This is a genomic window from Tardiphaga sp. 862_B3_N4_1, from assembly GCF_051811085.1.
Classification (GTDB): domain Bacteria; phylum Pseudomonadota; class Alphaproteobacteria; order Rhizobiales; family Xanthobacteraceae; genus Tardiphaga; species Tardiphaga robiniae.
In genome coordinates, this window is record NZ_JBPWQB010000001.1 from 2193369 (window position 1) to 2217624 (window position 24256).

General features: G+C 62.2%; 23 protein-coding genes. 12 read left to right on the forward strand and 11 right to left on the reverse strand.

Annotated features, from left to right (window positions below; genetic code table 11):
- Positions 1-14: 14 nt before the first annotated feature.
- Genes metG through AB8B02_RS10300 form a run of 3 tightly spaced genes read left to right on the forward strand, consistent with a single transcriptional unit; the run spans position 15 to position 3190 of the window.
- Entirely contained in the window at positions 15-1580 is a 1566-nt protein-coding gene (gene metG, locus AB8B02_RS10290; RefSeq protein ID WP_439063864.1) for a methionine--tRNA ligase, read from the forward strand.
- Between the two features lie 9 nt (positions 1581-1589).
- A complete protein-coding gene (locus AB8B02_RS10295) occupies positions 1590-2396 on the forward strand; it encodes a TatD family hydrolase (RefSeq protein ID WP_439063865.1) in 807 nt (268 codons plus the stop codon).
- Positions 2393-3190 carry an MBL fold metallo-hydrolase gene (locus tag AB8B02_RS10300; protein ID WP_439063866.1) on the forward strand — a complete coding sequence of 266 codons (798 nt, stop codon included), beginning with the start codon at positions 2393-2395 and terminating at the stop codon, positions 3188-3190. The genes AB8B02_RS10295 and AB8B02_RS10300 overlap by 4 nt, the downstream gene beginning before the upstream one ends.
- On the opposite strand, the gene AB8B02_RS10305 is transcribed toward AB8B02_RS10300, so the two are convergent.
- The 4 genes from AB8B02_RS10305 to AB8B02_RS10320 form a co-directional block, all read right to left on the reverse strand.
- The gene (locus AB8B02_RS10305; RefSeq protein WP_439063867.1) at positions 3171-3857 is read right to left on the reverse strand and encodes a hypothetical protein; all 687 of its coding nucleotides are present in this window, start codon (positions 3855-3857) and stop codon (positions 3171-3173) included. The two genes, AB8B02_RS10300 and AB8B02_RS10305, sit on opposite strands and share 20 nt — an antisense overlap.
- A gap of 277 nt (positions 3858-4134) precedes the next feature.
- Positions 4135-5784 carry an acyl-CoA synthetase gene (locus tag AB8B02_RS10310; protein ID WP_439063868.1) on the reverse strand — a complete coding sequence of 550 codons (1650 nt, stop codon included), beginning with the start codon at positions 5782-5784 and terminating at the stop codon, positions 4135-4137.
- A gap of 122 nt (positions 5785-5906) precedes the next feature.
- On the reverse strand, positions 5907-7802 hold the full coding sequence (locus tag AB8B02_RS10315; RefSeq protein ID WP_439063869.1) for a TRAP transporter large permease: 1896 nt from the start codon (positions 7800-7802) through the stop codon (positions 5907-5909).
- An 11-nt stretch (positions 7803-7813) separates the two neighbouring features.
- Positions 7814-8833, reverse strand: coding sequence for a TRAP transporter substrate-binding protein (locus AB8B02_RS10320; RefSeq protein ID WP_175369049.1), 1020 nt, complete (start codon positions 8831-8833; stop codon positions 7814-7816).
- Positions 8834-9063: 230 nt separating this feature from the next.
- Here AB8B02_RS10320 and AB8B02_RS10325 point away from each other — a divergent pair, with 230 nt between their 5' ends.
- Positions 9064-9837 carry an SDR family NAD(P)-dependent oxidoreductase gene (locus tag AB8B02_RS10325; RefSeq protein WP_439063870.1) on the forward strand — a complete coding sequence of 258 codons (774 nt, stop codon included), beginning with the start codon at positions 9064-9066 and terminating at the stop codon, positions 9835-9837.
- Positions 9838-9965: 128 nt separating this feature from the next.
- Here AB8B02_RS10325 and AB8B02_RS10330 read toward each other — a convergent pair whose 3' ends face one another.
- A complete protein-coding gene (locus AB8B02_RS10330) occupies positions 9966-10814 on the reverse strand; it encodes a helix-turn-helix transcriptional regulator (RefSeq protein ID WP_439063871.1) in 849 nt (282 codons plus the stop codon).
- A 96-nt stretch (positions 10815-10910) separates the two neighbouring features.
- Here AB8B02_RS10330 and AB8B02_RS10335 point away from each other — a divergent pair, with 96 nt between their 5' ends.
- Positions 10911-11801 (forward strand): SDR family oxidoreductase, encoded by an 891-nt coding sequence (locus AB8B02_RS10335; protein ID WP_439063872.1) that lies wholly within the window; start codon positions 10911-10913, stop codon positions 11799-11801.
- A gap of 192 nt (positions 11802-11993) precedes the next feature.
- Here the strand turns inward: AB8B02_RS10335 and AB8B02_RS10340 are convergent, their stop codons facing one another.
- Together AB8B02_RS10340 and AB8B02_RS10345 are read right to left on the reverse strand one after the other, a co-directional pair.
- Entirely contained in the window at positions 11994-13280 is a 1287-nt protein-coding gene (locus AB8B02_RS10340; protein ID WP_439063873.1) for a serine hydrolase domain-containing protein, read from the reverse strand.
- Between the two features lie 124 nt (positions 13281-13404).
- Positions 13405-14163 (reverse strand): hypothetical protein, encoded by a 759-nt coding sequence (locus AB8B02_RS10345; RefSeq protein WP_439063874.1) that lies wholly within the window; start codon positions 14161-14163, stop codon positions 13405-13407.
- Between the two features lie 66 nt (positions 14164-14229).
- Between AB8B02_RS10345 and nthA the strand changes: the two genes are divergently transcribed.
- Entirely contained in the window at positions 14230-14856 is a 627-nt protein-coding gene (gene nthA, locus AB8B02_RS10350; protein ID WP_439063875.1) for a nitrile hydratase subunit alpha, read from the forward strand.
- On the forward strand, positions 14853-15512 hold the full coding sequence (gene nthB / locus AB8B02_RS10355; RefSeq protein ID WP_439063876.1) for a nitrile hydratase subunit beta: 660 nt from the start codon (positions 14853-14855) through the stop codon (positions 15510-15512). Before nthA ends, nthB begins: the two co-directional genes overlap by 4 nt.
- Positions 15513-15517: 5 nt before the next feature.
- Here the strand turns inward: nthB and AB8B02_RS10360 are convergent, their stop codons facing one another.
- A complete protein-coding gene (locus AB8B02_RS10360) occupies positions 15518-16261 on the reverse strand; it encodes a Crp/Fnr family transcriptional regulator (RefSeq protein ID WP_439063877.1) in 744 nt (247 codons plus the stop codon).
- Between the two features lie 209 nt (positions 16262-16470).
- On the opposite strand from AB8B02_RS10360, the gene AB8B02_RS10365 reads away from it, so the two are divergent.
- The 5 genes from AB8B02_RS10365 to AB8B02_RS10385 are packed head-to-tail and all read left to right on the forward strand — an operon-like array spanning position 16471 to position 20650.
- On the forward strand, positions 16471-16668 hold the full coding sequence (locus tag AB8B02_RS10365) for a nitrate reductase (RefSeq protein ID WP_120289715.1): 198 nt from the start codon (positions 16471-16473) through the stop codon (positions 16666-16668).
- A gap of 9 nt (positions 16669-16677) precedes the next feature.
- Positions 16678-16974 (forward strand): chaperone NapD, encoded by a 297-nt coding sequence (locus AB8B02_RS10370; protein WP_120289713.1) that lies wholly within the window; start codon positions 16678-16680, stop codon positions 16972-16974.
- A gap of 12 nt (positions 16975-16986) precedes the next feature.
- The gene (gene napA / locus AB8B02_RS10375; RefSeq protein WP_439063878.1) at positions 16987-19482 is read left to right on the forward strand and encodes a periplasmic nitrate reductase subunit alpha; all 2496 of its coding nucleotides are present in this window, start codon (positions 16987-16989) and stop codon (positions 19480-19482) included.
- Complete coding sequence (locus AB8B02_RS10380; RefSeq protein WP_175369017.1) at positions 19455-19949, forward strand: nitrate reductase cytochrome c-type subunit; 495 nt, start codon at positions 19455-19457, stop codon at positions 19947-19949. Before napA ends, AB8B02_RS10380 begins: the two co-directional genes overlap by 28 nt.
- Before the next feature lie 5 nt (positions 19950-19954).
- Positions 19955-20650 carry a NapC/NirT family cytochrome c gene (locus tag AB8B02_RS10385; protein ID WP_439063879.1) on the forward strand — a complete coding sequence of 232 codons (696 nt, stop codon included), beginning with the start codon at positions 19955-19957 and terminating at the stop codon, positions 20648-20650.
- A 37-nt stretch (positions 20651-20687) separates the two neighbouring features.
- On the opposite strand, the gene AB8B02_RS10390 is transcribed toward AB8B02_RS10385, so the two are convergent.
- The 3 genes from AB8B02_RS10390 to AB8B02_RS10400 form a co-directional block, all read right to left on the reverse strand.
- Positions 20688-21665 carry a Bug family tripartite tricarboxylate transporter substrate binding protein gene (locus AB8B02_RS10390; protein ID WP_439063880.1) on the reverse strand — a complete coding sequence of 326 codons (978 nt, stop codon included), beginning with the start codon at positions 21663-21665 and terminating at the stop codon, positions 20688-20690.
- Between the two features lie 108 nt (positions 21666-21773).
- Positions 21774-22751, reverse strand: a complete 978-nt coding sequence (locus tag AB8B02_RS10395) for a Bug family tripartite tricarboxylate transporter substrate binding protein (protein ID WP_439063881.1) — start codon at positions 22749-22751, stop codon at positions 21774-21776.
- Positions 22752-22818: 67 nt separating this feature from the next.
- Positions 22819-24246, reverse strand: coding sequence for an FAD-binding oxidoreductase (locus AB8B02_RS10400; RefSeq protein WP_439063882.1), 1428 nt, complete (start codon positions 24244-24246; stop codon positions 22819-22821).
- Positions 24247-24256: the final 10 nt, after the last annotated feature.

Sequence of the window (24256 nt, forward strand, 5' to 3'; positions counted from 1 at the left end):
CCGTAAAGTCAGCCATGACATCTGCAACCGATGCAACCCGACCGGCGTATTTTCTGACAACGCCGATCTTCTATCCCAATGGCGTGCCGCATATCGGTCATGCCTATACGGTCATGGCGACCGACACGATTGCCCGCTTCCAGAGGCTCGACGGCTACGACGTTCGTTTCCTGACCGGGACGGATGAGCACGGTCTCAAGATGCAGCAGACCGCCGTCAAGGAAGGCCTGACGCCGCTCGAACTGGCCGACCGGAATTCTGCGCGTTTTCGCGAGATGGATGCTGCGCTCAACATTTCCTATGACGACTACATTCGCACCACCGAGAAGCGCCATGAGCGCTCCGTTCAGGCGCTGTGGGTCGCCCTGGAGAAGGCCGGCGCCATCTATCTCGACAAATATGCCGGCTGGTATTCCGTTCGCCAGGAAGCCTATTTCGACGAAGCGGAAACGACGCTCGGCGACGATGGTGTCCGGCGTGAGCCGCTCGGCTCGCCGGTCGAGTGGACCGAAGAGGAAACCTATTTCTTCCGGCTGTCTGCCTACCAGGACAAGCTGCTCGATCTGTACGCGCGCGTTCCGGATTTCGTGTTGCCGCGCGAGCGTCTCAACGAAGTGACGAGTTTCGTCAAGGGCGGCCTGCAGGATCTGTCGATTTCGCGGACCACGTTCGACTGGGGCATCAAGGTGCCGGGTGCGCCCGGCCATGTGATGTATGTCTGGATCGATGCGCTGACCAACTACATCACGGCAGCCGGCTATCCGGATGTCGATGGCGACGACTTCAAACGCTATTGGCCTGCCAACCTGCACGTGATCGGCAAGGATATCGTTCGCTTTCACGCGGTGTACTGGCCTGCATTCCTGATGGCTGCTGGCGTCGATGTCCCGCATCGCGTTTTCAGTCACGGATTTCTTCTCAACCGTGGTGAGAAGATGTCGAAGTCGGTCGGCAACGTGGTCGATCCGATTGGCATGGCGGCGCAATATGGCGTCGATCAGATGCGCTATTTCTTCATGCGCGAAGTCTCGTTCGGGCAGGACGGCAGCTACAATCACGAAGCCATCGTCAACCGCACCAATGCCGACCTCGCCAACGATCTCGGCAATCTCGCGCAACGTTCGCTGTCGATGATCGCCAAGCAATATGGCGGCGTGTTGCCGGAGCCCGGTGATTACAGCGAGAACGACAAGGCGATCCTGGCGCAGGCCGATGGCATGCTCGAACTCGCGCGCACCGCGATGGCGACACAGCAGATCCATCAGGCGCTGAACGCGATCTGGGCCGTGATCGCCGAAGCCAACCGCTATTTCGCGGGCGAGGCGCCATGGGCACTCGCCAAGACCGATCCGAAGAAGCAGGCCACGGTGCTCTATGTCACCGCCGAAGTCGTGCGGCAGGTCGCGATCCTGGCGCAGCCGGTGATGCCCGCGTCCTGCGCCAAGCTGCTCGACGTGCTTGGCATCCCCGAGGGCGAACGCGACTTCACGGCATTGGCCAACCGCATCAAGGCTGGTACGCAACTGCCGACACCGACCGGCGTATTCCCGCGCTATGTCGAGCCGCCGGCGGCGAGCTGAGTTGACGTGATGCTGGTTGATAGTCACTGCCATCTGGACTTTCCCGATTTCGCCGAGGACCTCGACGGCATCGTCGCGCGCGCTGAAGCCGCAGGCGTCGGCAAGCTCGTGACCATCTCGACGCGGGTACGCCGGCTCCCGGCACTGCTCGCCATCGCGGAGCGCTTTCCGAATGTCTATTGCTCGGTCGGCACCCATCCGCACAATGCTGACGAGGAAGACGGTATCTCTGCGGATGAGCTGATCGAACTGACAAAGCATCCGAAGGTCATCGCGCTCGGCGAAGCGGGTCTTGATAACTTCTACGAACACGGCTCATCAGGCGCGCAGGAGCGCGGCTTCCGCGCCCATATCGCCGCGGCGCGTGCGACCGGTCTGCCGCTGGTGATCCATACCCGCGAGGCGGACGAGCAGTGCGGCGCCATTCTCGCAGACGAGATGGCGAAGGGCGCGTTCAAGGCAGTGCTGCATTGCTACACCGGCGGACGGGAGCTGGCGATGAAGGCCATCGGCATGGGCCTGTCGATCTCCTTCACGGGCATCATCACGTTCAAGAAATCGCAGGAGCTGCGCGATCTCGCGGCTGAGCTTCCCGCCGACCGCATCATGGTCGAAACCGACGCGCCATATCTGGCGCCCGGCAAATGGCGCGGCAAGCGCAACGAGCCGTCTTATGTGGTCGAGACGGCGAAGGTGCTTGCGGAAACCCGCGGCGTGTCGCTCGAAGAACTGTCGCGGCAGACCACCGAAAACTTCTTCCGCCTGTTCAGCAAGGCATCCGCCGGGAGCGCGTCTGGCACTGGCGGGCCGGCATGACGCTGGTCCTCACCATTCTCGGTTCGGGATCCTCGGCGGGTGTGCCGCGCCCGGCGCTGGGCTGGGGTGCCTGCGATCCCGCCAATCCCAGGAATCGTCGCCGCCGCTGCTCGATGATGGCGGAGCGGAGCGGGCCTGAGGGCGTCACGCGCGTGGTCATCGACACCTCGCCGGACCTGCGCGAGCAATTGATCGACGCTGATGTCGATGACATCGATGCGGTCTTCCTGACGCATGAGCATGCAGACCAGACCCACGGCATGGACGACCTCCGCTCAGTGGTGCTGAAGCGTCGCAAGCGTATCCCGGTCTATATGAACGCCTCGACGGCGACGGATATCATGCTGCGGTTCGGCTACTGCTTTCAGTCGCCTCCCGGCAGCGACTATCCGCCGATCCTCGATCGCCTCAGCATCGAGGCCGGCGAGAGCCGAACCATCACGGGGAAGGGCGGTGATCTGACGCTGACGCCGTTCCTGGTCCAGCATGGCAACATCCCTGCGCTGGGCTACCGGATCGGCAACACCGCCTATACGCCTGATCTCAACGAAATCCCGGAAGAGAGCTGGCCGGCGCTCGAAGGTCTCGACCTCTGGATCGTCGACGGGCTGCGCTACACACAGCATCCCAGCCATTTCAGCATCAGTGATGCGCTGCGCTGGCGCGACCGCTTCAAGCCGAAGCGGACGGTGATCACCAATATGACGGCGGATGTGGATTACGAGGCGGTAAAGGCGATACTGCCGGAGAGTGTGGTCCCCGCCTATGACGGGATCAGACTGACGGTGGAGTAATTTGAGCAGCGAGTTTTTTCATTGCTGCATTTTCAAAGGTCACTTCGCCGGCCTCTCGACCATGCAAAGCTATCTCTGCGGCGATTGAGCGACCGATCTCGCGCTGATCGATATTGCCATACGGGCCGGGCACGAGACGTCCAAGCCAACTCACCCATGCCGGCGTATGCGCGTTGCCGGCAATAATGCCGGGCTGGAAGATCGCGAGGCGGGTAAAACCGACGTTGCGCACATTGTCTTCCTTCATACCCATGACGCGGACATAGCGAAACCGGCTTTGGGCTGTGCTTCCTACTGCAGACAGCAGGCAGAACTGGGCGATGCCGGCGTCACGGCAGCCACGCGCGAAGGCGCCGACAACGCCGAGTTCAAGGCGCTTCAGCTCCTCTTCGCTCCACCGCATCGAGCCGGAACCGACACCCACACAGCTCACAGCGCTGACGGGCCCTTGGCTTAAAACTTCACGGGCTAGGCCGGCAGTGCGCTCAGCAAAGTCAGCAGCGCCGGTATCGAGAACGACGTTGCGTACCCGCGGTCGCGCGGCAATGGGCTGTCTGGTGATCATCACCACTTCCCGGCACTGGGGAATTGCCAGTAGTTCCGCGACGGCTGCACCACCGACTTGGCCGGTCCCGCCGAGAATGATTGCGGCGAAGTTCTGCGTCATGGATGGCGCTCCGGAATGAAGGACTTGGCTTGGTGTGCTTCGCTCCACCCTATCAGTCGTCATTACGAGCGCAGCAATCTAGTCTATTTGCGTTCCTGGCTTTCTGGATGCCGTATATCCGTGATCCTGCCGGATGACGGGATACGGCTGGTGGAGTGGGGCTACACATCGCACCCAATGCTCCGTCATGGCCGGGCTTGTCCCGGCCATCCACGTCTTTCTTCGTTTACGGCCAAGGCGTGGATACCCGGCATTCGCCGGGCATGACGGCGTTTTGTTACGAACTAAACGACCCCGTCGACTTCACCTGATCCCGCAGCAGGAACTTCTGGATCTTGCCTGTCGACGTCTTCGGGATCACGCCGAACACCACCGCCTTCGGCGTCTTGAAGCCGGGCATTTGCGCGCGGCAGAATGCGATGATGTCGGCTTCCGTCGCCTCGGCATTGGTCTTCAGCTCGACGAAAGCGCACGGCACTTCGCCCCATTTCGCATCGGGCTTGGCGACCACGGCCGCGAACAGCACGGCCGGGTGTTTGTAGAGTACGTCCTCGACTTCCACTGACGAGATGTTCTCGCCGCCGGAGATGATGATGTCCTTGGAGCGGTCCTTGATGGTGACGTAGCCGGCAGCGTCGAGCACGCCGAGATCGCCGGTGTGGAACCAGCCGCCTTCGAAGGCCTCCTTGGTGGCCTTCTCGTTCTTCAGGTAGCCCTTCATCACGATATTGCCCCGGAACATGACCTCGCCAATGGTCTCGCCGTCGTGCGGCACTTCCAGCATCGTTTCGGGATCGATCACCGTCACGGCTTCCTGCAGGTGATAGGGCACGCCCTGGCGGCGCTTCAGGTTGGCGCGCTCATCCGCGGGCAGGGCATCCCAGCCGGGTTGCTCGGCGCAAACCGAGGCGGGGCCATAGACCTCGGTCAGGCCGTAAACGTGAGTCAGCTTGATGCCGATTTTCTCGGCGCCCGACAGCACGGCCATTGGCGGCGGTGCACCTGCGATCGAGCCCTGCACGAGAGGCCCGCTTGAATAGACCGGTGCATCGGGCGCATTGATCAGCGTGTTGTAGACGATCGGTGCGCCGGACATGTGGGTGACGCCGTGCTCGCGCATCAGCGCGAAGATCTTGGTCGGGTCGACCTTGCGCAGGCAGACATTGACGCCGGCACTCGCCGCCACGGTCCAGGGGAAGCACCAGCCGTTGCAGTGGAACATCGGCAGGGTCCAGAGATAGACCGGGTGCTGGCCGAGACCGGCGGCAAGAATATTGGAGACCGCGTTGAGGTAGGCGCCGCGATGGTGCGTCACCACGCCCTTCGGATTGCCTGTGGTTCCCGAGGTATAGCCAAGCGCGATGGCGTCCCATTCGTCGAGCGGGAAGGCGCTGGTGAAATCGGGACTGCCCTCGGCGAGGGCGGCTTCATATTCGAGTTCGCCGATCCGCTGGCCGCCGGCGAAGGAGACGTCGTCGACATCGATCACGGTCGGCTTCGGCCCGGTCATGAGGCCGAGGGCCTCGGTGATCACGCCCGAGAATTCCGGATCGACCAGCAGCAGCCTGGCGCCGCCATGGTCAAGCTGGAACGCGATGGCCGCGGGGTCGAGCCGGATATTCAGGGCGTTGATGACGGCACCGGTCATCGGCACCGCGAAGTGCGCTTCGTTCATCGCGGGCAGGTTCGGCAGCATCGCCGCGACGGTGTCACCGCGCCCAATGCCCCGCCCGGTCAGGAACGAGGCGAAGCGCCGGCACCGTTCATAGGTCTGCGCCCAGGTGAAACGGCGTCCCTCATAGACGGTGCTGGTCAGGTCCGGATAAACCGCCGCGCTGCGCTTGAGGAAGCTCAGCGGCGACAGCGGCACGAAGTTGGCCGGAGTCTGGTCGAGGCCGACGCTATAGGCGCCCTGATCTGGGATCATTTTTGAGACTCCTATATTTAGTTCAGTGAGTTATATTGGATATCTCATCTATCAGATTATCATAGAAATGATCTTCTAAAATTACGCAAGGTAATGATTGTAACCTTCTGAAAGAACGTATCTTAAAGGAACCCGATCGATATCCACGGGAAGATCGCGACGATGATCAGGCCAATCAGCAGCGCCAGCAGATAACCAAGGATCGGCCGGATGCCTTCCGCGGGATCGACACGGCCGATAGCGCAGGCGGCATAGTAGCCCACGCCGAAGGGCGGCGCGAACAGTCCGATGCCCATGGCGAGGATCACCACCATCGCATAGTGGACCTCATGGACGCCGACCAGCCGCGCGATCGGGAATAGCAGCGGCCCGAACAGCACGATGGCGGGGATGCCTTCCAGTACGCTGCCAAGGATGACAAAGGCCACGATGGAGACCGTGATGAAGGTCGCACCGCCGCCCGGCAGGCCCGTCATGGCGGCGGCCAGCGAGCGCGAGAAGCCGGACTGGGTGAGGCCCCAGGCCATGCCGGTCGCAGTTCCGATGATCAGCAGGATTGCGCCGGAGAGGCAGGCCGTATCGACCAGCATCGGCTTCAGCCGGTTCCAGTCGAACTGACGATAGATCAACAGGCCCGCGAGCACGGCATAGACGATGCCGATGGTGGACACCTCCGTGGCGGTCGCCACACCTTCGACCACGGCAGCGCGGATCACGAAGGGCAGCGCGATGGCCGGCACCGAGATTATGAAAGCCTTGAAGATGTCGCGGCCGGATGCCCGTTTGACGTGGCTGAGGTCTTCGCCGCGATAGCGCCACCACACCAGCACGCCCAGCGTGATCGCCAGCACGACACCCGGCAGCAGGCCGCCGGTGAACAGCGCCGAGATCGAGACGCCAGTCACTGAGCCGATGGTGATCAGCACCAGGCTCGGAGGAATGGTTTCGGTCTGCGCGCCGGTCGCCGAAAGCAGGGCGACGAGATCGCCCGGCTTGGCGCCGCGCGCCTTCATTTCAGGGAACAGCACCGGCGCCACGGCGGCCATGTCGGCAGCCTTGGAGCCGGAAATGCCGGAGACGAGGTACATGGCGCCGATCAGCACGTAATGCAGGCCGCCGCGGACATGGCCGAGCAGGCTGGCAAGGAACGCCACCATGGCGCGGGCCATGCCGGTCATCTCGATCAGCAAGCCCAGGAACACAAACAACGGCACCGACAGCAGGATGAGGTGGCTCATGCCCTCATCCATGCGGCCGACCAGCACCATCATCGGTGTGTGTGTGGTCAGCGCCATATAGCCGAAGATCGCGAGGCCAAAACCGAAGGCAATCGGCACGCCGGCGAACACGCAGAGCGCCACGACGCCGACGAAGAAGATGATCAGGTTGAGATTGCCGAGGGTCCGCAGCAGCGGTTCGGCGAGCCAGAACAGGCCGATGATGGCCACGACGGTGCCGAGCGCCGTCAGCACGGTGCGAACCTGGCCGTAGCGCACCAGCCGCAGCAGCGCGAAGACGATCATCAGCGAGATGCCGACCGGCAGCGCGGCCGCCCGAAAGCTGTTGGCGATCTGCAGCGCCGGTGTCGTGATGTAGCTTTCCTCATAGGCGTATTCGAAGGACGGCGCGACGATCATCAAGAGGAAGGCGAGTGCGGCGCAGGTCCCGACGACGTCGAGAAAGGCCCACATTCGGGGACCGACCGACGCCACCAGCGCGGTCATCCGCATATGCTCGCCGCGCCGGAACGCCACGGCGGAGCCCAGCATCGCCAGCCACAGGAACAGGATCGAGGACAGCTCGTCCGACCAGATCAGCGGACGGTGGAAGCCGTAACGGGCCACCACGCCGATGAACAGGATGATCACCTCCGCCACCACCAGCAGCGCCGCGGGAATCTCGACCAGATGGCCGAGGGTGCGGTCGATGGAGGTCAGGATCGCGTCGCGGCGGGAGAGGGGCGCCCTCTCCACGCTGGACGCCCCGCTTTCGAGGGCGGAGATGTCATGCACGGCCATAATGGTTCCGATCAGCCGAGCTTGCCGACGGCCTTCTCAAGGATGGCCCAGGCTTCGTCGCCATACTTGCCCTGCCATTCCTTGTAGAAGCCGGCCGACTTCAACTTGTCGCGGAACGGGCCGGGTTCGAGCTCATTGAAGGCGAGGCCCTTGGATTCCAGTTCGCCGCGCAGATTGGCGTTGAGCTTGGCGACGTCCTCGCGCTCCTTCATGCCGGCGGCATTGATGTTCTTGGCGACGATGTCGCGCAGATCGGCCGGCAGCTTCTCCCAGGCGCGGCGGTTGGCCAGGAACCAGTAGCCGTCCCACATGTGGTTGGTCAGCGAGCAGAACTTCTGCACTTCGTAGAACTTCGCCGTCGAGATGATTGCCAGCGGGTTTTCCTGACCTTCGACGACCTTGGTCTGCATCGCCGAATAGACTTCACTGATATTGATCGACGCGGGCGCACTGTCGAACGCCTTGAACATCGAGGTCCATAGTGGCGACACCGGCACGCGAATCTTGAAGCCCTTCAGGTCATCCGGGCTCTTGATCGGCTTCGTGGACGAGGTGATTTCGCGAAAACCGTTGTCCCAGATCTTGTCCATGACCACGAGATTGGCCTTGGTGATTTCCTTGCGGATATAGGCGCCGAGATCGCCATCCATGGCCTTCCAGACCGTGTCGTAATTCGGGAAAGCGAAGCCGATGCCGTTGATCGAGGCGGCCGGCACCAAAGTGGCCAGGATCAGGCCGGACAGCGTGAAGAACTCGACGCCGCCGGAGCGGATCTGGCTCAACATGTCGGTGTCGGAGCCGAGCTGGTTGTTGGGGAATACCTGCAGGTCGACCTTGCCGTTGGTCTCGGTCTTGATCGCCGCCGACATCTCGCGGGCGCGGATGTTCATCGGATGCGTATCGGGCAGGTTATTCGCGTATTTGTAGACGTATTCCGCCTGCTGCGCGCGCGCGATGAACGGCATGCTGACGCCGCCAAATGCGGTCGCAGCGGCCGATGCCTTCAACAGAGTCCGGCGTGAAATCGTCATTTTGTTTCTCCCAACCACTTCTTTGTTTGCCTTTGTGAGGCCCAAGGGCCCTTGCCGTCTGGTCATCATGCCCGGGCTGCCCGGTCAAGCCTTTTCGCCGTGCGACCAAAGGCCAAGACCCACTAGAGGACGCCTGCGCACGGCTTTTGCACCGCGCGAATTTGTGGGAAGCATCGCGCGACTGAAGCCGCCGGCAGCCAGGACCGGTGGAGGAAACGCAAGGACAGCATATGAATAGGGATCACGGCGTAGCGATCATCACCGGCGGCGCATCGGGAATCGGTTTGGCGATCGCTAAGGCCGCCGTGGGCGAGGGCTGGAAAGTGCTGCTCGCCGACCTCACCCAGCCTGCTCTGGATGCCGCCAAGGCCCAGGTCGACGCCATCAAAGTCGGTGTGACCAAAACCGTCGTGATGGATGTGGCCAATGAAGACGCCGTGATTGCCGGCCTGAAGGACTGCGAAGCCGGTTTCGGCCCGGTGCGCGGTCTGGTGAATTCTGCGGGTATCGGCCGTCAGGTGCCGTTCTTCGAGACCTCGGTGAAACTGTTTCGCGAGATCCTCGACATCAATCTGGTCGGCACCTTTGCCGTTGCCAAGGAAGCTGCGCGGCTGATGAAGGCGCATGGCGGCGGCGCCATCGTGAATGTGGCGTCGGTGTCGGGGCTGCGCGGCAATATCGAGCGCTCGGCCTATGGCGCATCCAAAGGCGGCGTCGTCACGCTGACCCAGGTGATGGCCTGCGAACTGGCGCCATTGAAGATCCGCGTCAACGCCATTGCGCCGGGCCCGTTCGAGACGCCCATGGTGCAGGAGATGCATACGGTGGCAACGCGGGAAGGCTGGATGCAGGTGGTGCCGCAGCGGCGTTATGCCGAACCGGAGGAGGTCGCTGGTGCCGCGATGTTCCTGCTGGATGACAGCAAGTCGAGCTTCGTCACCGGCCACATTCTCAATGTCGATGGCGGCTTCGCCGCGCATGGGTTGCTGCCGAAATATCCGTAGCAAGAAACTCGTCATTCCGGGGCGCGGGCGCACTTTCGCGCACGCGAACCTGGAATCTCATTGTGAGTCACACTTCGAGGTTCCGGGTTCGCCCGCGGCTGTCGCCGCATGCGCCCCGGAACGACGAGTTATGGGCCTTTCGCCGCGATCAGCGCCTTCATCCGCTCGGCATCTGCAGCCGTCTCCGGCGTATAGACCACCATGCCCAAATTCGGCTGGCCATCGACCGAAAATGTCGAATAGCTCATCGTGAATGGCCCGACCTCGGGATGGTTCACATGCTTCTTGCCTTCGCCATAGCTGCTGACGTCGTTGTCATGCCACATGGCTGCGAAGTCAGGGCTGATCCGGCACAGTTCAGCGATCAACGTCTGGGCGCGTTCTGATGCGCCGCTGCGCGTGATGTCGGCGCGAAATGCCGCCACGGCGAAACGTGCATCATTCTCCCAGTCCGGCATCTTGGCGCGGACATTCGGACGACAGAACAGGATGCGCAGGACGTTGCGGTCCTCGGGCGCGATGTTCGGATAGTCGCCAAGCACGGCCAGTGCCGCACGATTCCAGGCTACGATGTCCCAGGTTGCGTTGCGGACGACGGCGGCGCTGAACTCCATCGAATCCAGCACGCGCTGCAGCGTCGGCGTGACGATATCGGACGGCTCGTAGTGGACTTCCGGCAGCCTGTGCTGCGCCAGCAGAAACAGATGCTCGCGCTCGACTGTCGATAATTCCAGTGCGCGTGAAATCCGGTCGAGCACATCGGCCGATGGCGCGCCGCCGCGTCCTTGTTCCAGCCATGTGTACCAGGTGGCGCTGACATTGGCGCGCTGCGCGACTTCCTCGCGCCGCAGGCCCGGCGTGCGGCGGCGCTCGGACGAGAAGCCGAATGCCACGGGATCCAGCCTGGCGCGGCGATCCCTGAGATAAGCGCCCAGCGGATTGGAGCCAGAGCCGGAAGTTGTTTCGGTGACCGTCATGCTCAGCCTGTTAGTCGCCATACCCGTATAACGTCACGGCTTCACGCAGTGTACCGCAGGACCGATACATCCGCGCATTCACGAGAGGAATATCACATGCGTGTCTTCGTTACCGGTGCTTCGGGCTTTGTTGGATCTGCGGTGGTTCAGGAATTGATCGGCGCCGGTCATCAGGTGCTCGGTCTTGCGCGCTCGGATGCATCTGCCAAGGCGCTGGCCGACGCTGGTGCGCAGATCCATCGCGGCGATCTGGAAGATCTGGACAGCCTGCGGTCCGGGGCTGCCAATTCAGACGGCGTGATCCATACGGCCTTCATCCACGACTTCTCGAAATTCAAGGAAAACTGCGCGATCGACGCGCGTGCCATCGAGACGCTTGGCGACGTGCTGGCAGGCTCCGAGCGGCCCTTGATCGTGACCTCCGGCATGGCCTTCATCGCGCCCGGACGCGTGGCCACCGAAGACATGGGCCCGTCGAGCGCGTCGCCAAGCCCACGCGTATCGGAGCAGGTCGCCGAACGTCTGGCGGCACGCGGCGTGCGTACTTCGTCTGTCCGGCTGCCGCCATCGGTCCATGGCGATGGCGACCATGGCTTCGTGCCGATGCTGATCAATATCGCGCGGGAGAAGGGCGCCTCGGCCTACTTCGGCGACGGTCTCAACCGCTGGCCCGCCGCACATCGGCTGGACGTCGCCCGGCTCTACAGGCTCGTCCTGGAGCACGGTTCCGCCGACATTCGGTATCACGCGAGCGCCGAACAAGGCGTCGCATTCCGTGAGATTGCCGAGGTCATCGGCCGGCACCTGAACCTGCCAGTCGTCTCGAAATCGCCGGCTGAAGCCGCCGATCACTTCGGCTGGTTCGCAGGCTTCGCGGCCATGGACGCACCGGCGTCCAGCGCTTGGACACAACAGCGGCTTGGCTGGCGACCGACGCAGTCAGGGTTGATCCCGGACCTCGATCACGTCAGATATTTCGGCGGCTGAAGATGCAATGATGTGGGACTACAAACTGGCTCGAATGGTTGGGCGGCCAACGGGATATCGCAACAATTTGAGCTAAGTCTCTGAGATCGCTATGGGATAATATATTCCATAATATACCTTATGCGAATCCGAGATATTGGCGTGTGGTCCCAGTTTCAGTTCTCTTAAAGCCGCACCCCGGCCACGCTCCCGCTACTTCTTGATCGCCTCATAGACCAGCGTCTTCAGGATCGGCTGGATACGGCCGCGCTGGGTTGGCGTCTGCACCATCAGGATCATCACCATGTCCTGGTCCGGATAGGTCCAGAAGTAAGTTCCGGCGGCGCCGCCCCAGGCCATCTCGCCAATAAAGCCGGGCACGCCGTCCTCGCCGGGTCCTGTGCGGACGCCGAAGCCAAGACCGTAGCCGAAGCCGGCACCGGGATAATAATAGGCCCAGGGCTTCACATCACTGGCCGGCGCGACCTGGTTCTGGCGCATCAGTTGGACCGACTCGGGCTTGAGGATTCGGACGCCGTCGAGCGTGCCGCCATTGATCAGCATCTGCAGGAAGCGCGCGTAATCGCCCGTGGTGGAGACGAGGCCGCCTCCTCCTGACTCCCATCTTCGCTTCACCGTGGGATCGCTGATGGTCTCGTTGCCGATGATGCGGTCGGTTGGCATCGGCTGCGCAATGCGCGGCGTTTTGGCGGGATCGAGCACGTAATAGCGGGTGTCGGTCATGCCTAGCGGATCGAATAGATACTGCCTCTGGAAATCGTACAGCGACTGGCCCGAGGCGATCTCTATGATACGGCCGAGCAAATCGGTTGAATGGCCATAATCCCAGACTGTGGCTGGCTGATAGGCCAGCGGCAGTTTCGCAAGCCGCGCGGCAAAGTCGGTATTGTCGAAATCGCCGTCGAACAGGCCGGCATCGAGATAAAGCTGCGTGATCAGACCGAGATTGGTGAAAGCCGAACTGATGCCGGACGACTGCCGCATCAGGTCGAGCACGGTGATCGGTTTCTCGGCCGGCGCAAAGTCCAGATAGGATTTCCCGCCGGCATCCGTGCGCTCGGTCGCGACCTGCGGATGGGCGAAAGACGGAATGAATTTGGCGATGGGATCGTCGAGCCTGAGCTTGCCCTGCTCGACCAAAATCATTGCCGCGACCGATGTCACCGGCTTGGACATCGAATAGAGCCGGAAGATCGTATCGGTCGTCATCGGTGCCATGGTCGCGGGATCGCGAACGCCGAAGGCCTCGTAATAGACCGGTTTGCCGCGGTGCTGGATCAGCATGATCGCGCCGGCGAGATGGCCCTGGCCGACTTCGCGGTCGAGCATGTCGGTGACGCGGTTCAGGTCGTCCTGGGAAAAGCTGCTGAGATCAGGCTTGTCGGTCAGCAGGCTGGTGCCTGCCAATGCGGGCGTGACCAGCGCTGCGGCGATGGTGAGGACGGATAGGCAGTCGCAAGATCGTCGCAAGATTGACACTGGATTTCCGCAAGCCGGCTTGAACACGGCCGGACGTTAACATCGAGATATTTCAGATGCTTGTCGGAAAATCACGCAATTTGCCTATATCGCGGTTTTACAGCGATTGCCGGCCCCAGGTGAATCACAAATGCGCGTCGGGTTTGTTCACGCTTCCCGGCGGCGGAAACCGGATCGTGGTGCCCAAAGTGATCCAGTTGGAATTCTCCCCGGTGATGTTGCGGCCATAGATCACGTCGACCGAGAAGATGTCGTTGGGCCGATAGCGCACGCCGGTCTGGATGCGTGGCTGGATCACGCTGGCGAATTCAGCGCGACCCGCCTGCCCGTACAGTTCCACCGTGTATTGCAGTACGTCGGTGAATTTCCAGTCGAAGCCGACGCCATAGGTGAAGTAGTGGCGATCGACGGTGCGATCCCACAGCCAGCCGGCATTGAGATTGATGCGCATGGTTTCGTTGAAGCGATAGGTCGCCGGAATCTCGGCGAAGACCGCGGTGTTCTGGCCGGTCACAGCGTCGAATGTGCCGCTGGCCAGCGCCGATACGCCGAATTTTCCGATGCCGGTCGGCTCAATATTGATCTTCGCCTTTGGCGCCAGCGTGGTGCTGAACTCGCCATCGGAGCGGCTGTGATTGGTGAGCACGCTGAGTTCGACGGGGCGCGTGATCTCCACCACGCAGGACGGATTGGCCACCGCCGCAAAGTCGCTATTGGTGGCCATCGAATACCAGCTCTCGACCTTGCAGGAGCCGAGGTCCGAGATATCCGCCGCATCGACCGCATAGGCGCCATTGGCCGCCTCCGCATGGCCCGAAGCCGCCAGCAGCGCGACCAGAACGAAGCCGAACAGAGCCAGCGCGCGATAACGAGGAGCAGCCATGCTGTAGACCTAGCTGAGTCCCGAAATCCTCGACAGAACAATCGCGGCTCGCTTATCCTGTTTGGCATGAGCGAACACCATCATGACCACGACCACGATCATTCCGAATTGTCGGACACCGAGCTGCGCGTCCGTGCACTCGAGACCATCCTGACCGAGAAAGGCTATATCGATCCGGCAGCGCTGGACGCGATGATCCAGGCCTATGAGACCAAGATCGGGCCGCACAACGGCGCCCTGGTGGTCGCGAAAGCCTGGACCGATCCGGCCTTCAAGGCGGCGCTGCTGGCGGATGGGTCTGCGGCGGTCGGCACCCTCGGCCATGTCAGCCGCACCGGCGATCATCTCGTGGTGGTCGAGAACACGCCCGAGCGCCACAACATGGTCGTGTGCACGCTGTGCTCCTGTTACCCCTGGGAAATGCTCGGCCTGCCCCCGGTCTGGTACAAGGCGGCGCCCTACCGCTCCCGCGCCGTCAAGGATCCGCGCGGCGTGCTGGCCGACTTCGGCTTCACGATTCCGAATGAGACGGAAATTCGCGTCTGGGATTCGACGGCAGAGACACGTTTTCTCGTGTTGCCGATGCGACCTGCCGGCACCGAGGGCTGGAGCGAAGAACAACTGGCTGAATTGGTCACGCGCGACTCGATGATCGGCACCGGTCTGGTGACAGCTCCGGGAGCCCCGTCATGAACGGCGTCCACGACATGGGCGGCATGGACGGTTTCGGCAAGGTGGAGCCGGAACCGAATGAGCCGATGTTTCACGCGGAGTGGGAATCCCGCGTGCTGGCCATGGTGCGCGCCATGGGCGCGGCAGGCGCCTTCAACATCGACGCCTCGCGCTTCTATCGCGAGACGCTGCCGCCGGAGGTCTATCTCTCCAGCAGCTACTACAAGAAATGGTTTCTCGGCCTTGAGGATATGCTGGTCGAGCGTGGCTTCATCGCTGCAGACGAGGTCAAGGCCGGCCACGCATCCGTGCCGCCGAAGCCGCTGAAGCGCGGCAACTTCACCGTTGATAGTGTCGAGCGCGTGCTGACCCGCGGTTCATTCACGCGCCCGGCTTCGGCGCCTGCCGCATTCGCGATCGGCGATCGCGTGCGGATGAAGAACATCCATCCGACAACGCATACGCGGCTGCCGCGCTATGTCCGCGGCCATGTCGGCGTGATCGAGCGAATTCACGGCGCGCATGTCTATCCCGACACTGCGGCCCACGACCAGGGCGAAAATCCGCAATGGCTCTATACCGTCGTGTTCGACGGCGCCGAACTGTGGGGACCCGATGGCGATCCGACGCTGAAGGTCTCGGTCGAGGCGTTCGAGCCATATCTCGACCCGGCGTAATTGCCTCAGTGCGCCCGCACGTCGCCCGCCAAGCCCGCGAGTCTGGCGGGATCGATGACCGTCAAGCGGCCGCGACCGGCTTTCAGGATCAGCATCCGGTTCCAGGCCGAAACGGTGCGGCTGACCGTGAACAGCGTGGTGTCGCTGAGTTCGGCCAGTTCCTGGCGCGAGATCCTCAGTTCGATCGGAACGCACTCACCATCCGTATCTCCTTCCCGCACCAGGCGCAGAACGATCCGTGCGATACGTCGATCGGCATTCTCACTCGTTGCCTCGTGAAGACGGCGCAGCAGATGATCGGTTTGCCGTCCGACGATACCGAGGACATTGATCGCGAGCTGCGGGACAACATGCATCAGTCCGCTGAAGCGATCGGCGGACCAGCACAGCAGTTCGGTCGCGACTGTCGCGCGCAGGGTTGTCGGGCGAGAAAAATTGCCGAACATCGATGCGGCTCCGGCGAGATCGCCGCGTCGCATGAATTGCAGCGTTTTCTGCGCGCCATGCGCATCGATCATTGTCTTCTTGAGCTGACCATCGATGACCACAGCGATTATCGCCGGTACGTCGCCCTGTTGCCAGAGCGAACAACCGCAATCCAGAACGTGCTTTCTGCCAGCTTCGATGACGATGCCGCGTGCGCCCTCGTCCAGGCCCGCAAAAAGTGGCGTTTGACCAAACGAATTGCACGTCTCACGATCCATTGCTCGCCTTCCGGAACGAGCGATTTCGCCGAGCAGCTGTCGCAATCAAATAAAACTGTCATCAAATATTCTGATGCGAGCGGCTCTGCACGACGACATCGCGATCAGAACAACGATATCAAATAAATCCTCCGCAGAGTTTGTTGTTTGATCCAGCGCAAAGAAGGTGGGCGCTGCAGCAGGCATATTGCCCTCGCTCTAGGCGAATCTCGCCTCTTCTCCAGGCATATGGCCGCAAACCGAAGGGGGAGCGTATGGTGACGGACCAGAATATCGCTCAGCCTGCAGAGGCTCAAAGACGCAACAGCCGCATGTCGGAGTTGCTCGTCTTTCTCACGATCGTCGTTCTCATCTGGCCCGTCGTCGCGGTGGGCGTGGTCGGCGGTTACGGCTTTCTGGTCTGGATGACCCAGATGATTTTCGGCCCGCCCGGCCCGCCTCTGCTTCACTAGGACTTTCACATGACAGACAAACTCACCAGACGCGCTCTGTTGACCGGCGCGACCGCCGGCGCGTCCGCGCACGACAATGAGCACATCTCCAGCGCCGTCGTGTCGGTGCTTCCGGCCCATATCGACGCGGTATCTGCGCGGTTGTCGAGCCTTCCCGGTGTCGAGATACATCACCGCACGGCCTCCAAACTCGTGGCGGTCCTCGAAGGGCCAGGCAGCGGCGCACTAGGTGCGATGCTCGCAGACATCTCATCGTGGCCGGGCGTGCTCTCGGCCAACATGGTCTTCGAACAGCGTCTCGACTAGGAGAACGACGAAATGCCCCTTTCGCGGCGTGATCTACTCAAGGCTCAGGCAGCAGCCATCGCTGCAGCGGCGGCTGGTATCAACGTTCCGGCGGCCGCTCAGTCGATTGCCGGCGGCGTCGGGTCGCTGTCCATCAAATGGTCGAAGGCGCCGTGCCGGTTCTGCGGCACCGGTTGTGGCGTCATGGTCGGCGTCAAGGACAACAAGGTCGTCGCCACCCATGGCGACACGCTGGCGGAAGTAAACCGCGGCCTGAACTGCATCAAGGGCTACTTCCTCTCCAAGATCATGTACGGCGCCGACCGCCTGACCACGCCCCTCCTCCGCAAGAAGAACGGCGTGTTCGACAAGAACGGCGAACTCACGCCGGTGAGCTGGGACGAAGCATTCGACACCATGGCGCAGCGCGCCAAAGCGACGCTGAAAGAAAAAGGACCGACTGCAATCGGCATGTTCGGATCGGGTCAGTGGACGATCCTCGAAGGTTATGCCGCGACCAAGCTGATGCGCGCGGGTTTCCGCTCCAACAATCTCGATCCCAATGCACGGCATTGCATGGCGTCTGCGGCCGTGGCTTTCATGCGCACCTTCGGCATGGACGAGCCGATGGGATGCTATGATGACTTCGAGGCCGCCGATGCCTTCGTGCTGTGGGGCTCGAACATGGCCGAGATGCATCCGATCCTGTGGACGCGCCTCACCGATCGCCGCCTTGGTCATCCGCACGTGAAAGTCGCGGTGCTCTCGACCTTCACGCATCGCAGCTCTGACCTTGCCGACATCCCGATCGTGTTCAAGCCGGGCACTGATCTTGCCATTCTCAACTTCATCGCCAACCACATTATCTCGACTGGTCGCGTGAACACCGAATTCGTCAACAACCATACGACGTTCGTGAAGGGCACGACGGATATCGGCTACGGGTTGCGTCCCGAACATCCACTGGAGAAGACAGCCAAGGGCGCAGCCACGGCCGCAGCGACGACGCCAATCGATTTCGCGGCCTACGCCGAATTCGTGAAGGACTATTCGCTCGAGAAGGTGTCGAAGCTGACCGGTGTCGAGCCCGGCTTTCTGCTGGAGCTCGCCGAGCTCTATGCCGATCCGAAGCGCAAGGTGATGTCGCTCTGGACCATGGGTTTCAACCAGCACGTCCGCGGCGTCTGGGCCAATCAGCTCGTCTACAACATCCATCTGCTGACCGGCAAAATCTCCGAGCCGGGCAACTCGCCGTTCTCGCTGACGGGCCAACCATCGGCCTGCGGCACGGCGCGCGAGGTCGGCACCTTCGCGCACCGTCTCCCCGCCGACATGGTGGTGACCAATCCGGAGCACCGCAAGCACGCTGAAGAAATCTGGCGCGTGCCGCATGGCCTCCTGCCCGACAAGATCGGTTATCACGCCGTCGAGCAGGACCGCATGTTGCATGACGGCAAGCTGAACTTCTATTGGGTTCAAGTGAACAACAATGTGCAGGCGGCGCCCAACAGTTCGGGCGAGACCTATCCGGGCTACCGCAACCCTGCCAACTTTATCGTCGTGTCGGATGCCTATCCGACGGTGACGGCGATGTCCGCCGATTGCGTGCTGCCGGCGGCGATGTGGGTCGAGAAGGAAGGCGCCTACGGCAATGCCGAACGACGCACTCATGTCTGGCGCCAGCTGGTCGATGCGCCCGGCCAGGCGCGCTCGGATCTCTGGCAGCTGATGGAGTTCTCGAAGCGGTTCACGACGGACGAAGTGTGGCCCGCCGCCCTCCTCGACGCCAATCCGAACTACAAGGGCAAGACGTTGTTCGACGTGCTGTATCGCAACGGCGAGGTCGACAAATTTCCCGTCGGCGAAATCCCCGCTGACTATGAAAACCACGAGTCCAAGGACTTCGGTTTCTATGTGCAGAAGGGGCTGTTCGAGGAATATGCCACGTTCGGTCGCGGCCATGGCCACGACCTCGCCCCTTGGGACGCCTATCACGAGGTGCGCGGCCTTCGCTGGCCGGTGGTCAATGGCAAGGAGACCAAGTGGCGCTACCGCGAAGGTCTCGATCCCTACGTGAAGCCGGGCAAGAAGATCGAATTCTACGGCAACCCGGATGGACGCGCGCGCATCATCGCGGTGCCCTATGAGCCGCCGGCCGAGTCGCCCGACGCTGAGTTCGATCTCTGGCTGGTAACCGGCCGCGTGCTGGAGCACTGGCATTCCGGTTCGATGACCATGCGCGTGCCCGAGCTCTACAAGGCGTTTCCCGGCGCGCGCTGCTTCATGCATGCCGAAGACGCGCGCGCACGCGGCTTGAACCAGGGCGCCGAAATCCGGCTGATGTCGCGGCGCGGTGAGATCCGCACGCGCGTCGATACGACCGGACGTAACCGCATGCCCCGCGGCGTGGTGTTCGTGCCGTGGTTCGATGCCAGCCAGTTGATCAACAAGGTCACGCTCGACGCAACCGACCCGATCTCCAAACAGGCGGACTTCAAGAAATGCGCGGTCAAGATCGTTTCCGTTTAAGTGCGATGAAGACGGTCATCGCGGCAATCATCGCCGGCGCCATGGTGCTAGTGTCCGGTGCGATCTACGCGCAGTCTGTCCAGACAACGCCACGGATCGTGCCGCGCGTCACCGGCGCAGCGCAGCCGATGGGCGACGTTCCTGCGCCGCCCTTCCCGCGGCCCGTCACCGACGACAAGCGCGTGATGCGGAACTATCCGGAGCAGCCTCCGGTCATTCCGCATTCGATCGAGAACTATCAGCTCACGCTGCGAGCTAATCGCTGTCTTGAGTGCCATCGCCGCGAATATACCGAAGGCTCCGGTGCGCCGATGATCAGCATCACGCATTTCATGGATCGCGACGGCCAGATGCTCGCCGATGTGACACCGCGACGCTATTTCTGCACGGCCTGCCACGTGCCGCAAACCGATGCGCGTCCGCTCGTCCCGAACACCTTCACCGACATGAAGGCATCCGGCAGGTGAGCGCCATGAAGTGGTTGATATCCAAGTTTCTGTGGTTCTGGCGCATCGCCTGCCGACCGGCCACGCATATCAGTCTTGGCGTTCTGGCGCTGGGCGGCTTCCTCGGTGGCGTGATCTTCTGGGGCGGTTTCAATACGGCGCTGGAAGTCACCAATACCGAGAAATTCTGCACCGGCTGTCATGAGATGCGTGACAACGTGTATCAGGAGCTGCAGCGAACCCCGCATTTCGCCAATCGATCCGGCGTGCGTGCCACCTGTCCGGATTGCCATGTGCCGCATAACTGGACCGACAAGATCGCGCGCAAGATGCAGGCGTCGAAGGAAGTGTGGGGCAAGATTTTCGGCACGATCTCGACGCGCGAGAAGTTCCTCGACATGCGTCTGGAGCTTGCCAAACATGAATGGGCGCGCCTGAAGGCCAATGACTCGCTGGAGTGCCGCAACTGCCACTCGGCGATCGCAATGGATTTCACCAAACAGGCGCCCCGCGCGGCGGCGATCCATGCCAGGTTCCTCGTCACCGGCGAGCGCACCTGTATCGATTGCCACAAGGGCATCGCGCATGAATTGCCTGACATGACCGGGATCGAACCCGGCTGGAGCGCGCCTGCCGAGCTTCGCGACCGCCATAGCCACCATACGCCCGATGCGGATCGGTTGTCGCGCTATCTGGCATCGGTGAAGGAGACGCAGCCATAGGGTGGACGAGCGAAGCTGACCCACCCTACGGCACAGCTCAGTTCATCGTGATGTTGGCCTTCTCGATCACGCCCTTCCAGCGCTGCGTTTCGCTGGCGATGTATTTGGCGAACTCATCCGGCGGGACCGCCACGGCGACTGCCCCGAGTTCGGACATCTTTTTCTTCGTCTCGGGCAACTGCATGAATTCGCGGATCGAAACTGACAGCTTGTCGGTGATGGCTTTCGGCGTTCCGGCCGGTGCCATGAAGCCGTGCCAGGCGACGGCCTCAAAACCCGGAAGGAATTCCGACACCGCCGGCAGGTTCGGATCGAACTCGGCGCGTTTCGGCGAGGCCGTTGCCAGCATCGCGAGTTTGCCGGCCGCGGCGTGCGGCAGCAGCAGTGGTACGTTGTCGAAGGCGATATCGATCTGGCCGCTCAGCAAGTCCGTAACCATCTGGCTCGAGCCCTTATAGGGCACGTGGACCATCTTGGTGCCGGTCATCTGCTGGAACAGTTCGCCGGCAAGATGCTGCGTGGTGCCGACGCCGGCCGAGCCGAATGTCACCTTGTCGGGATTGGCTTTGATATAGGCGATCAGGCCCGGCACCGTGCGCGCCGCAATCCTGGTCGGGTTCACCACCAGCACATTCGGCACCATGCTGATCTGCGCGATCGGGACGAGATCCTTTTCGGGATTGTAGGACAGTTTTGCACCATACAGCGTCGGATTGATCGACAGCGCCGAGGTGCTGGCAAGGCCGATCGTGTAGCCATCAGGCGTAGCGCGTGCGACGCGGGTGACGCCGATGATGCTGCCGGCGCCGCCGACGTTCTCGATGATGACCGTCGCGCCCATCTTCTTCTGCAGATGCTCCGACACCATGCGCGCAAAGATATCGGCAGTGCCGCCGGCGGCAAACGGAACGATGCTGGTGATCGGGCGGCTCGGGTAATTCGCGTCCTGGGCCGTCGCTTGCGTGAGCGTGCCGAGCGTCAGGCAGGCAGCCATCAGGATTGACCGAAGTCTCATTGAACATTCCTCCATGTGTTTCTCTATTTTGATCGTCGGCGTCCTTTGGTGGACGCTCGATATCGCAGGTGGTGACGAACATGACGTCGTCACCACCTGCGCGGTCGCCTAGTTCATCGTAACGTTGGCCTTCTCCATCACACCCTTCCAGCGCAAGGTCTCGCTGGCGATGTATTTGGTGAACTCATCCTGCGGAATGGCGACAGCCACCGCGCCGAGTTCGGCCATCTTCTTCTTCGTCTCCGGCAGGCTCATGAAGTCGCGGATTTCCGCCGACAGCTTGTCGACGATCGGCTTCGGCGTTGCCGCCGGCGCGATGAAGCCGTGCCATGCGACAGCCTCGAAGCCCGGCAGGAATTCGGCGACGGCCGGGACATTCGCGTCGAACTCGGCGCGCTTCGGCGTTGCCGTGGCGAGCATCGCCAGCTTGCCGCCGGCCACATGCGGCAGCAGCAGCGGGACATTGTCGAAAGCGATGTCGATCTGACCCGAGATCAGATCGGTGACCATCTGGCTCGAGCCCTTGTAGGGCACGTGAACCATCTTGGTGCCGGTCATCTGCTGGAACAGCTCGCCGGCAAGATGCTGCGACGTGCCCGGTCCGGCCGAGCCGAACGTCACTTTGTCTGGATTGGCCTTCATATATTCGATCAACTCCGGCACCGTGCGGGCCTTGATGCGATCGGGATTCACCACCAGCACGTTAGGTACGATGCTCACTTGCGCGAAGGCCACCAGATCCTTCTCCGGCTGGAACTGAAGCTTGCTGCCGTAGAGCGAGGGCGCGATCGCCAGTGGCGAGGTGCTGGCGAGGCCGATCGTGTAGCCATCGGGCTGCGCCTTGGCGACACGGTTGACGCCGATATTGCCGCCGGCGCCGCCCATATTTTCGACCAGCACGGTGGCCCCGAGCTTCTTCTGCAGGTTCTCCGACACCATGCGCGCGATGATGTCCACGGTGCCGCCGGCCGCGAAGGGCACGACAATGGTGATCGGCTTGGTCGGATATTTTGCGTCCTGCGCGCCCGCCTGCCCGACGGCGCCCAAGGCGACGCAGGCGACCATCAGGATCGATGTCATTCTCATTGGTGTTTCCCTTCTGAATTGATGATCTGAAGTCGTTCGAAACAAGCGGATGCCAGCGCACATGCGCCTAGGCAGGCAGCACTTTTCCGGGATTCATGATGTCGTTCGGATCGAGCATCTGCTTGACGCTGCGCAAGAGCCGCAACTCGGTCGGCTTGGTGACGCGGGCAAGCCGCTCGCGATTGGCGATACCGATGCCGTGTTCGGCACTGATGCTGCCGCCCAGCGCAACAGTCTCTTCATCGACGATGGTGTTGATGCCGCGGATCGTGTCCTGAAGCTGATCCTTCTGGTTCTGCTCGAGGCCTGGAATGATCGCGAGGATGTGGATGTTGCCGTCGCCGATATGGCCATGCATCACGATGCGGGCGTCGGGCCGATAGGCAGCGATGCGCTTCTCCACCTGCGTGACGAACGTTGCCTGCTGCGACAAGGGCACGGCGCTATCGTGCGAGATGACGTAACCGGCCTTCTTGCTGCCCTCCGACACGCTGTGGCGGATCTTCCAGAACGCTGCGGCCTGCGTCTCGCTGGAGGCGACCAGCGCATCGGTGACCAGCTCGCGCTCATAGGCATTGCTGAGCAACGCTTCGAGCGCTGCATTCAGATCCACCGACACCAGCGTATCGACGAGTTCGATCAGCACATACCACGGCGTATCCAGCTCGAACGGGATGTTCACCAGCGGCAGGTTTTCGGCGATTACCTCGATCTGGCCGCGCGACATCACCTCGAAGGCGCCGATGCGATCACCGAGTTCGGTACGTGCCTGCGCGAGCAGGTCGAGCACCGCATCGATGCTGCTCAGCTTGGCGAAGGACACCGCCCTCGCCCGTGGCTTCGGAAACAGCTTCAGCACCGCGCCGGTGATAATGCCGAGCGTACCTTCGGCGCCGATGAAGAGCTGCTTGGTGTCAAAGCCCGTGGAGTCCTTGCGCAGGGCTGTCATGCCGTCGAGGATCTCGCCATCGGGCAGCACGACTTCGAGGCCGAGCGCGAGTTCGCGTGTGGTGCCGTAGCGCAACACGGCGGTGCCGCCGGCATTGGTGGAAAGATTGCCGCCGATCTGGCACGAACCTTCAGCGCCGAGGCTGAGCGGAAACAGGCGGTCGATATCGTCGGCAGCCTTTTGGATGTCGGCGAGGATGCAGCCGGCATCGACGGCGATGGAGTCGCCGAGGCGGCTGACGCTGCGGATCTTGTTGAGACGATCAAGACGCAACACGATCATGTCGCGCTGGCCGAGCGGAGTCGCAGCGCCGCACATGCCGGTGTTGCCGCCCTGCGGGACAATCGCGATGCCGGCAGCCGCACAGGCCTTCACGACATCAGAGACTTTCTGCGTCGAGCCAGGCTTGACCACGGCCAGCGCCTTGCCGTGATAGCGGCCGCGCCAGTCGACCACATAAGGTTCGAAATCGCCGCCGGGACCGATCAGGTGTCGGTCGCCGACGATGCCGGCAAGCATTGCAAGAAATGCGGTATGGTCAGTCAATTCACTCTCC